The sequence below is a fragment of the Saccharothrix sp. CCNWYY140 genome (assembly GCF_037401995.1).
Taxonomy (GTDB): domain Bacteria; phylum Actinomycetota; class Actinomycetes; order Mycobacteriales; family Pseudonocardiaceae; genus Actinosynnema.
The window spans coordinates 1-9,410 of record NZ_JBBEGC010000197.1 but is presented as its reverse complement, the minus strand read 5'-3'; the positions used below and the strand labels follow the sequence as shown (position 1 = coordinate 9,410).

Here is a 9,410-nt window from a genome sequence, read left to right as displayed (position 1 = left end):
GCCTTTTCTTTTGCTTTGTGTCCATCCTTGGCGGCCTGCCCGCCGGCGAGGCTCTTTTAATCTTTGAACTCAACGCTTCGCTCTCAAGCCCACGCTTCGCGGGTCTAAACGTAACGCGCTCCGCGCTCGCAAGCTCGAACGCCCTCCGCGCTTGGGACGCGCTGGCGCGCTGCGCGCGCGCGAACAACCGCGCTCCGCGTGCCAAAGGATCCGTGTCGATGCAGGAAAGGGCAGGGCAGGGCCAGGTCAGTCCGCGCAGACCGGAAGGAGCTCCGGACGCTTGGGGGCGACCCCGTCACCCATCGACTCCCCGCGCAATTGCCGCCCAATCCAAGGCACGACATGCTCCCGCGCCCACTTCAAATCCTGCCGCCGCTGAGTCATCCAATCCTCGTCCTCCAAAGGAGGCCAAGGCGCACTCCAATCCTCCGTCTGCTTGAACCCCAACACCTCCGCCGCCCGCAACGCCACCCGCCGATGCCCCTCCGTCGACAAGTGCAACCGGTCCTCGCTCCAAGCCCGGCGATCATGCAGGACGGTCATCGACCACAGGTCCACCACTCGGCAGTGGTAGCGCTCGGCGACCGACCACAAATGGCTGTTGTAGATGGCGATCTTGCCCCGCAACGACCGCAGGAACGGCGTGTGCTTCGGGTCGAACCCCGTGAAGATCACGACCTCGCTGCCGGCCGCCCGCAGGTCCGCCACGGCGATCTCGTAGACCTCGGCCAAGGCGTCCGGGTCGGAGCCCGGCACCAGGATGTCGTTGCCGCCGCCGCAGAACGTCGCCAGCTTCGGCTTCAGGGCCACTGCCAGCGGCAGTTGCTCGTCCACTATTTCCTGGAGCATCTTGCCGCGCACGGCGAAGTTCGCGTACCGCAGGCCTGGCCGGTGGCTCGACAGCAGGCCTGCCAAGCGGTCTGCCCAGCCCAGGTACGTGCCGTTCGGGCCTCGGTCGTCCATGCCTTCGGTGAAGCTGTCCCCCAACGCGACGAAACTGTCCATGCCGTCCACGCGCGTCCCCTCCCTCGACGAAGCCGCGCGGCAACACCCCCGTGACCCGCGCGCGCCCAACAGGATGCCTCCGTGCCGGGGACCTACGCCAGCGTCGGTTGCCCCTCCTGGTCACCCGTTGGTCACTCGATCGTGGGATGTGGTGTCGGCAATGGGCGTTTCGTCACGTCCCTGGCCCTACCCTTGCCGACCGTGCCGCGTCTGCCGCTTCCGCTGCTCTCGTTCGCCGCGCTGGCCGTGCTGGCCGGTGTCGTGACCGCCGTCGCCCTCACCAGGGACGACCACGAACCGTTGCGCGAGCAGCGGGTCGGGACCTCGCCGGTGCCCACGCAGCGCGCGGGCGGGGACGGGCCGCCGATGGACTTCGAAGGGGTCGAACTGCCGACCACCACGTCGGCTCGGGCCAGGGCCACCACCACGACGACTACCGAGGGAACACAGCCGACTACGACGGAGATCACGTCGACCACGACCGACGAGCCGGAGCAGTCCGTGACCGTGCCCGAACTGCCGGTCAGCGTGCCGGTCAGCACGTCGACCACCGAGCTGGAGGTCCCCACGGCGGTGTCGGGCACCTGAACGCAGGCGCCGGACACCGCCGCGGGGGTCCCGTTGCCAGGAGGCGCCGCCGCCGATCATCCCCCCGGCAACGGGGGTGGGTCCGGTGCGCGGGGGAGGGCCGCCGCCTGACACCTCCCGCGCGCACCGGGGTCTGCTAGCCCGTCGCCTCGACGGGCACCTGCGACTCGTACGCCGTGCGCAGCCGCAGTTCCGCGCCGGGCGGGGCACCCAGAGCGTCCAAGCCGAGCAGGGCCGCGCCGACCACCGGGGGCACGTCCACGACCCGCACCCCGGCCAGCGGCGCCACCTCGACCAGCCGTTCCCGCACGGCGTCGACGACCACGCCGTTCGTGCCGGTCAGCACGCCGCCGCCGAGCACCACGTCCACCGGTTCGTCCAGCAGCGCCAGCCGCCGCAGCGACACCGAGGCCAGCAGCGCGACCTCCTCGACGAGCCGGTCCACGACCGCGCGGGCCACCGCGTCGCCCGCCGCCGCGACCTCGAACAGCAAGGGGCACAACGCGTGCGGGTCGAACTCCAGCTCCTCGAAGTGCAGCCGCTCGACGACCTCGGCCAGCGTCCGCGTCCCGTAGTGGGCGATCACGGCGGGCAGCAGCGCGGTCGGCTCGCCGCGCCCGTCCTCGGCCCGCACGGCCAGCCACAGGGCCTCGCTGCCCAGGTGCCCGCCGCCGCCCCAGTCGCCGGAGATCCGGCCCAGCGCGGGGAACCGGTGCGTCCGGCCGTCCCGCGCCACGGCGACGCAGTTGATGCCCGCCCCGCACACCACGGCCACGCCGATCCCGTCGGACGTGCCCGCCCGCAGCAGCGCGAACGTGTCGTTGCCGACGACGGTCGTCTCCGACCACCCGAGCCCCTCGATGGCGACCCGCAGGTCCTCTTCCTCCTTGGGCAGGTCGGCGCCCGCGAGGTAGGCGGCGGTGTGCGTGGCGACCGGTGCACCGGGAGGCAGGCCGGCGAGCCGGGCCGCCTCGGCGACCAAGCTCCCGAACACCTCCAGGCTGCGCGGCAGGCCGACGTTCTGCGGCGAGGCGCCCGGCCCGCGCACCTGCGCGAGCACCCGCCCCTCCACGTCGACCAGCGCCACGGCGGTCTTGCTGTTGCCGCCGTCGATCGCGAGCACCCGGTCGGCCATCAAGCCACCACGCCCTTGGCCCACGGCAGGAAGTCGCGGTTGCGCGCCACCAGCTCGTCGGCCAGCCGGTCCGCGATCGCGTGCTGCCCGACCAGCGGGTGCGCGAGCAGCGCGTCGGCCACCCGGTCCCGCCCGCCGTGCACCGCGGCCTCCAGCGCCAGGTGCTCGTACGCGGTCACGTGCGAGATCAGCCCGGACAACGCGGGTTCCACCGGGTCGACCGGCAGGGGCACCGCCCCGGCGGCCGTCACGGTCGCCGGCACCTCGATCACGGCGTCGTCGGGCAGGAACGGCAAGGTCCCGTCGTTGCGCACGTTCACGACGTGCCGCTCAGCACCCCCGCCCCCGGTCAACGCGTGCACCAGCTGCACGGCCGCCTCCGAGTAGTACGCGCCGCCGCGCTGGGCCAGTTGCTCGGGCTTGGTGACGACGTCGACGTCGCCGTACAGGTCGAGCAGCTCCTTCTCCACTCCCGCAACGACTTCCGCCCGCGGCGGGTCGGTTTTCTGCTTCCTGACGACGTCGTCGTGCTCGTAGAAGTACTTCAGGTAGTACGACGGGACCATCCCCATCCGGCGCATCAAAGATGCCGGCAGCCCGATGTGCTCGGAAAGCGCTTCCCCGTGCTGCTCCAGCAGCTCCGGCAGGCGGTCCACCCCGTCCACGAACACCCCGCGCTCCCACGTGAGGTGGTTGAGTCCGACGTGCCCGAGCGTCACCGCGTCGGGCGCGACGCCGAGCAGCGCCGACGTCCACCGCTGGAACGTGATGGCCACGTTGCACAACCCCACCGCCCGGTGCCCGGCCCGCAACAACGCCCGCGTCACGATCCCGACGGGGTTGGTGAAGTTGACGATCCAGGTGCCCTCACCGGCCAGCGCCCGCACCCGCTCGGCGATGTCGAGCACCACCGGCACGGTCCGCAACGCCTTCGCCAACCCGCCCGCGCCCGTCGTCTCCTGCCCCACGCAGTCGCAGACCAGCGGGAACGTCTCGTCCTGCGCCCGCGCCGCCTGCCCGCCGACCCGCAGCTGGAGCAGCACCGCCGCAGCGCCGTCCACCCCGTCGTCCAGGTCGGTGGTCGTGCGCACGCGCGCCGGGTGCCCGGCGTGGGCCAGCAACCGCCGCGAGAACGCCCCGACGACGGCCAGCCGCTCGGCGTCCGGGTCCACCAGCACGATCTCGTCCACCGCGAGGCTGGTCCGCCGACCCGCGATGCCGTCGACCAGCTCGGGCGTGTACGTCGACCCGCCGCCGACAACGGTGAGCTTCATCCTTTGACTCCAGTGAAAGTGATGCCCTTGACGAACGAGCGCTGGGCGAAGACGAACAGCACCACCGCGGGGACCATGATCAGCAGCGTCACGGCCATCGCCAGGTTCCACTGCACGTGGTGCATGCCCTTGAACGACGACAGGGCCAGCGACAGCGTCCACTCGTCGGGCCGCTCGCCGGTGTAGAGCAGCGGGCCGAAGTAGTCGTTCCACGTGTACAGGAAGCAGAACAGGGCGGTGGCCGCGATGCCCGGCCGGGCCATCGGCACGATGATCCGCACGAGCGCCTGGAACTCCGTGCACCCGTCCACCCGTGCAGCGTCCACATAGGACTGCGGGATGGTGAGGATGAACTGGCGCAGCAGGAAGATGCTGAAGGCGTCGAACAGGAAGTACGGCACGATCAACGGCCACAGCGAGCCGGTCAGGCCCAGGCTGGACCACGTGTCGTACAGCGGCACGGCGACGACCTGCGGCGGCAGCATCATCGCGCCCACCACGAGCAGGAACACCGCGTTGCGGCCCCGCCAGCGGAGCTTGGCCAGCGCGTACGCCGCCGGGATGGACGACAGCAGCATGCCGGCGGTGGCCAGCAGCGAGTACAGCATGCTGTTGCCCAGGTACTTCAGCAGCGGCGCCTTGTCGAAGACCTCCACGAAGTTGCCCCAGTGCCACTCGTGCGGCCACAGGTCCTTGGTGAACGCCTGGTTGTCCGACATCACCGCGGTCAGGAACACGAACACGATGGGCAGCGCGAACATCAGACCCAGCGCCAGCCCGAGGCTGTGCACGGCGACCCAGTCCAGCGCGCCCTTCCAGTTGACCGGCTTGCGGTCGAGCACAGCGGTCATGCGCCCGGCCCTCCTTCCTCCTGGTAGGAGGCCTTGCGCAGGCGCTGCACGAGCACGGCCGTGGCCGCGAACGACACGACGAACAGCACGGTCGCCATCGCCGCCGCGTACCCCATGTCGAAGTACCGGAAGCCCTGCGTGTACAGCCACACCGGGAACGTCAGCGTCGAGTTCTCCGGGAAGCCCAGGATCTTGGTGTTCCCGGTGACGTCGGCCGACCCGCTGGCCGCCGACCCCGCCACCACCGCCTGCGTGAACAGTTGCAGCGCCAGGATGATCGAGTTCACCACGCCGAACAGCAGCACCGGCGAGATGGACGGCAGCGTGATGTGCCACCACCGCCGCAGCGGCCCCGCCCCGTCCAGCTCGGCCGCCTCGTACTGCTCCTGCGGCACGTCCAGGATCGCGGCCAGGATGATGATCATCAGGTCGCCGGACACCCACAGCATCACGGCCGTGATCCCCGGCTTGGACCACGCCGGGTCGGCGAACCACAGCGGACCCTCGATGCCGAACCAGCCCAGGAACGCGTCCAGCGGGCCGTCGTTGGGCCGCATGACCAGGAAGAACACCAGGGTCGCGGCGACCGGCGGCGCGAGGGAGGGCAGGTAGCACAGCGTCCGCACCAGACCCACGCCGGACTTCAGCCGGGCGATCACCGACGCGACCCCGAGCGCGAACACGACCCGGGCGGCCGTGAGGACCACGACCAACCACAGCGTGTTGTAGACGGCGGTGCGGAACAGCTTGTCCGCGAGCATGTACGAGTAGTTCTCCAGCCCGATCCACTCGGGCGGGTTGATCAGGTCGTACTTGGTGAACGAGAAGGCGATGGTGGCGACGAGCGGGTAGCCGAAGAACAGCAGGAAACCCAGGATCGCGGGGGCCAGGAAGGCCAGCACGGTCCGCCGGTGGCGAGCCCGGGACCGCCCCCGCGCGGGGGCGGCCCGGACCACGTCCACGCGTTCGAGCGTGGCGGTCATGGCTACTTGCCGCTCTTCGCGACCTGGTCGTCGATCTGCTGGTCGACTTCCTTCAACCCCGCCATCAGGTCCGGCACCTTGCCCGCCTGCCATGAGGTGGCGAAGTCGCCGATGGCCTTGATGTGCGCATCGCCGATCGGGGTCACCGGGTTGCCCTGGAGCTTGCCGCCGGTGGCGAGGTCGATGAACGTCTTGAAGTTCTCGTCCACCTCCAGCCGCGGGTCGGCCAGCGCGGCCTTGGTGCTGGGGATGTTCTTGATACCGTTCGCGAGCGTAACGATCGTTTCCGTGTCGAACGAAAGATGTTTGATCAGTTCCCAGGACGCGCCGGGGTTCTTGGCGCCCTTCGGGATGCCCATGATCGTGCCCGCCGTGAACCCGGCGCCGTACAGGTCCGGCCTGACCGTCGGGAACGGGGCCGTGCCGAACTTCACCTGCGGCGCCTGGTCCTTCAGGAACGCCGTGCGGTACTCGCCGTCGATCATCATGGCGATCTTCTGCTGGTGGAACGCGTGGTCGGCGGAGAACTCCTGCCCGAGGCCCGCGCGGAACCGCTCCAGGTTGTCGTAGCCGTAGAAGTCGACCAGTTCCTTCTGGAACTTCAGCATCTCCGCCCACTCGGGCGAGGCCAGCGCCGACTTGCCGTCCGGACCGGCCCACTTCGCGCCGAAGTGCGGCGCCCAGATCGGCGGGCGGTTGTTGTAGAACATCATCGTCGGCAGGAAACCCGCGACCTCGATCGACCCGTCCGGGGCCTTCTTGGTGGCGCGCTTGGCGAAGTCCAGCAGCTCGGCGGTGGTCTTCGGCGGCGTGGTGATGCCGGCCGCGCCGAGCAGTTCCTTGTTGTAGTACAGGCCGTAGACGTCCGAGAGCATCGGCATCGCGCACCGGTTGCCCTTGTACTCGGTGTAGGAGCGCACGGCGTCGGGGATCTGCGACAGGTCGACCTTGTCCCGCTCGACGTAGGGCTTGAGCTCCTGGAACGAGCCCGACGAGCAGAACTGGCCGATGTTGTCGGTGGTGAACGACAGCGCCACGTCCGGCGGGTTGCCGCTGCGGATGCCCGCGGTGATCTTGTCGTCGTCCTGGCTGCCCTCGTGCTTGATCTCGGCGTTGGGGTACTTCTTCTTGAAGCTCTCCAACGCCTTGGTGACCTCGTCCTGCTCGCGGCCGGAGTAGTTGCTCCAGACGGTCAGGGTGAACTTGTCGTCCTTGCCCGGCGCGGCGGCGAGGCCGCCCGGGTCGGACTTGCCGGCACCGGCGGCGCAGGCGGTCAGGGACACCGCGGCGGCCACGCAAAGCAACGCTGCGCGGGGGACCTTGCGCATGTGCTCTCCTTCTTCAACGTGCGGTCGGGGACGTTGTGCGGGCCGCCGCTACCGGCGCGGGCCGCGGAAGGGTTCGGTCGTGGCGGCGTCTAGGCCGAACACCTGTTCCCTGACGACCGACAGCGCGGAGTGCAGTGCGCCGGAACGCACCGGTTTCCCGGTCACCAGGGCGAGTTGGACGGGGGTGCGGGGCACCACCAGGGTGCGCAGCTCGGCGGCGACGAGGTCCGCGAGCGCCGTGCCGCCCGCGTGCGCGATCTCACCGGACAGCAGCACCAGTTCGGGGTCGAGCACGGCGATCACGTTGGCGACACCGGTCGCGATGCGGCGGGCGAGGTCGACCAGGAACTCCCGGCCGGCCGTGCCCTCGCTCAGGGCTTTCTTGACGGCGGCCTGCCCGGTGCGGGCGGACACGCCGTGCGCACGGGCGAGCTTGACGATGGCGGCGCTGTCGAGCAGGTCGCCGTACCGACTGCCGGTTCGATCGGTGCCGGTCTCGGCGTTGGCGTGGTCGGGCACCTGCATGGCGTCGATCTCGCCCGCACCGCCGGTCGCACCGCGGAGGAGCACACCGTTGACGACGACGGCCGCACCGACCGCGTCCGCGGGCCAGAGCAGGACGAAGTCCTTCACGCCCGTGGCACGGCCCGCGATCATCTCCTCCAACGCGACCAGGTTGACGTCGTTCTCGACGGTGACGCTGGTGCCGAGGAGGGCGTGGAGGGTCCCCGGGATGTCGAACCCTTCCCACCCGGGCATGTGCGGTGCGTAGTTCAGCCGTCCGGTGGTCGGGTCCACCGCACCGGGTGAGCCGACGACGACGTGGTGCAGGTCCTCGGGCGAGAGCCCTGCTTGGTTGGCGGCCTTGGTGACCGCGCTGTGGAACGCCTCCAGGACGTCGGTGCGCGGCATGGGTGCGCTGTGCTCGGTGACCAGCGCACCGGAGATGTCCGCGATGGCCACGTCCACGGTGTCCGGCGTGAGATCGATGGCCGCGACGTGCGCGAGGGCGCCGTTGACCGTCCAGAGCTGGGCCCGGGGACCGCGCCCACCGCCGCGGAGGCCGTTGCGCAGGACCGTGCCTTCGGTTTCCAGACGGGTGAGGAGTTGGGCGGTGGCGGGTTTGGAGAGCCCGATGATGCCCTCCAGCTCGGAGCGCGTCAGCGGGCCGTTGCGCAGCAAGGCCTCGATCGCGGCGCGGTCGTTGATCTCGCGCAGCAGTCGGGGGCTACCGGCTCGCATGGGGCTCTCCTCGCCTGGCTCTGGTGGTGGCGGTGGTTGGGGGGTGGTTTGGACCTGGTCTGGTAACTTTCCAGACTATTTCGGGCCACGGTAGTGACGTGCGTCATGCCGGGTCAATGCTCCGATGCGGGTCCGTTACCTGGGTAAGGCTGCCCTAAGGCACCCTGGAGGCATGACCGACACCCGTCAGGAGTCCCTGGCCCAGTTGTTGGGCGGCCGGGGCGGTGCGCTGGACGCGTCCCTGCCGCCCTTGGCGTTCGCACTGGGGTGGGCGCTGTTCGGGCGATCCGTCGAGGTGGGGGCCTTGGCGGCGGTGCTGTGCGGGGTGGTCATCGCGGTCGTGCGGGTGGTGCGGGGCGACCGGCCCCGGGCGGTGGTGGTCTCGGTGGCACTTGTGGTGCTGGCCGCGTACATCGCCTTGCAGACCGGTAGGGCCGAGGACTTCTTCCTGCTCCAGATCTTCTTGAACGCCGCTAGTGCGTTGGTGTGGTCGGCGAGCATCGTGGTGCGGTGGCCGTTGCTGGGGGTTGTCGTCGGGTTGGTGACCGGGCAGAAGTTCCGGTGGCGGCGGGATCCGGATTTGATGCGGGCTTACCGGTATGCGAGCTGGCCCTGGGTGGGGCAGTACGTGTTGCGGGTGGTCGTGTTCGGGGCTTTGTGGCTGGCGGGGCAGGTTGTGGTGCTCGGGGTTATGCGGGCGGTGCTGACTTGGCCGTTGCAGGCGGTGTGCATTGCGGTGAGTTGGTGGGTGTTGCGCAAGTCCCTGCCTAAGGATCACCCGGGGCTTCGGCATCCTCGGGTTTCGGGGGAAGCAGCCTGACCGGGGCTAAGTGGGAGCCCTCTTTCGCTGAAGGCGCTCCGCCCGCAAGCGCCTGCCCGAACGCCAGGATGCTCCGCGCCGAAGGCGCGAGCCGAAGCGGCTAGCGTCCACGGGAAGGGCCTCGGTTTCTTTCCCCGTCCGGCCTGGGCGAAGCCCAACCACGCTTGGTTCGTTTTTGCAACCA

The 9,410-nt window shown here is 70.0% G+C and carries 9 protein-coding genes; 2 read left to right on the top strand and 7 right to left on the bottom strand.

Translation table 11 applies throughout. From position 1 onward, the window contains the following. Window positions 1–246: 246 nt before the first annotated feature. Complete coding sequence (locus WBN91_RS37825) at window positions 247–1,005, bottom strand: SGNH/GDSL hydrolase family protein (protein WP_337729110.1); 759 nt, start codon at window positions 1,003–1,005, stop codon at window positions 247–249. Window positions 1,006–1,206: 201 nt separating this feature from the next. On the opposite strand from WBN91_RS37825, the gene WBN91_RS37820 reads away from it, so the two are divergent. Next, a complete protein-coding gene (locus WBN91_RS37820; RefSeq protein ID WP_337729102.1) occupies window positions 1,207–1,593 on the top strand; it encodes a hypothetical protein in 387 nt (128 codons plus the stop codon). 136 nt (window positions 1,594–1,729) lie between these two features. On the opposite strand, the gene WBN91_RS37815 is transcribed toward WBN91_RS37820, so the two are convergent. The 6 genes from WBN91_RS37815 to WBN91_RS37790 are packed head-to-tail and all read right to left on the bottom strand — an operon-like array spanning window position 1,730 to window position 8,406. Next, on the bottom strand, window positions 1,730–2,728 hold the full coding sequence (locus WBN91_RS37815) for an N-acetylglucosamine kinase (protein WP_337729103.1): 999 nt from the start codon (window positions 2,726–2,728) through the stop codon (window positions 1,730–1,732). After that, window positions 2,728–4,002, bottom strand: a complete 1,275-nt coding sequence (locus tag WBN91_RS37810) for a 6-phospho-beta-glucosidase (RefSeq protein ID WP_337729104.1) — start codon at window positions 4,000–4,002, stop codon at window positions 2,728–2,730. Before WBN91_RS37810 ends, WBN91_RS37815 begins: the two co-directional genes overlap by 1 nt. Beyond that, window positions 3,999–4,853: a carbohydrate ABC transporter permease gene (locus WBN91_RS37805; protein WP_337729105.1), complete on the bottom strand. Its 855-nt coding sequence runs from the start codon at window positions 4,851–4,853 to the stop codon at window positions 3,999–4,001. Before WBN91_RS37805 ends, WBN91_RS37810 begins: the two co-directional genes overlap by 4 nt. Then, complete coding sequence (locus tag WBN91_RS37800) at window positions 4,850–5,836, bottom strand: carbohydrate ABC transporter permease (protein ID WP_337729106.1); 987 nt, start codon at window positions 5,834–5,836, stop codon at window positions 4,850–4,852. Before WBN91_RS37800 ends, WBN91_RS37805 begins: the two co-directional genes overlap by 4 nt. A 2-nt stretch (window positions 5,837–5,838) precedes the next feature. Then, the gene (locus WBN91_RS37795) at window positions 5,839–7,164 is read right to left on the bottom strand and encodes an ABC transporter substrate-binding protein (RefSeq protein WP_337729107.1); all 1,326 of its coding nucleotides are present in this window, start codon (window positions 7,162–7,164) and stop codon (window positions 5,839–5,841) included. A 48-nt stretch (window positions 7,165–7,212) separates the two neighbouring features. Then, entirely contained in the window at window positions 7,213–8,406 is a 1,194-nt protein-coding gene (locus WBN91_RS37790; protein ID WP_337729108.1) for an ROK family transcriptional regulator, read from the bottom strand. 172 nt (window positions 8,407–8,578) lie between these two features. Between WBN91_RS37790 and WBN91_RS37785 the strand changes: the two genes are divergently transcribed. Next, complete coding sequence (locus WBN91_RS37785) at window positions 8,579–9,226, top strand: DUF3159 domain-containing protein (RefSeq protein WP_337729109.1); 648 nt, start codon at window positions 8,579–8,581, stop codon at window positions 9,224–9,226. The last annotated feature ends 184 nt before the right edge of the window (window positions 9,227–9,410 follow it).

Bases quoted from the DNA above. Each gene is read 5' to 3' on its own strand.
- WBN91_RS37825 (WP_337729110.1), bottom strand. From the start codon at position 1,005: ATGGACAGTTTCGTCGCGTTGGGGGACAGCTTCACCGAAGGCATGGAC.
- WBN91_RS37815 (WP_337729103.1), bottom strand. From the start codon at position 2,728: ATGGCCGACCGGGTGCTCGCGATCGACGGCGGCAACAGCAAGACCGCC.
- WBN91_RS37810 (WP_337729104.1), bottom strand. From the start codon at position 4,002: ATGAAGCTCACCGTTGTCGGCGGCGGGTCGACGTACACGCCCGAGCTG.
- WBN91_RS37805 (WP_337729105.1), bottom strand. From the start codon at position 4,853: ATGACCGCTGTGCTCGACCGCAAGCCGGTCAACTGGAAGGGCGCGCTG.
- WBN91_RS37800 (WP_337729106.1), bottom strand. From the start codon at position 5,836: ATGACCGCCACGCTCGAACGCGTGGACGTGGTCCGGGCCGCCCCCGCG.
- WBN91_RS37795 (WP_337729107.1), bottom strand. From the start codon at position 7,164: ATGCGCAAGGTCCCCCGCGCAGCGTTGCTTTGCGTGGCCGCCGCGGTG.
- WBN91_RS37790 (WP_337729108.1), bottom strand. From the start codon at position 8,406: ATGCGAGCCGGTAGCCCCCGACTGCTGCGCGAGATCAACGACCGCGCC.
- WBN91_RS37785 (WP_337729109.1), top strand. From the start codon at position 8,579: ATGACCGACACCCGTCAGGAGTCCCTGGCCCAGTTGTTGGGCGGCCGG.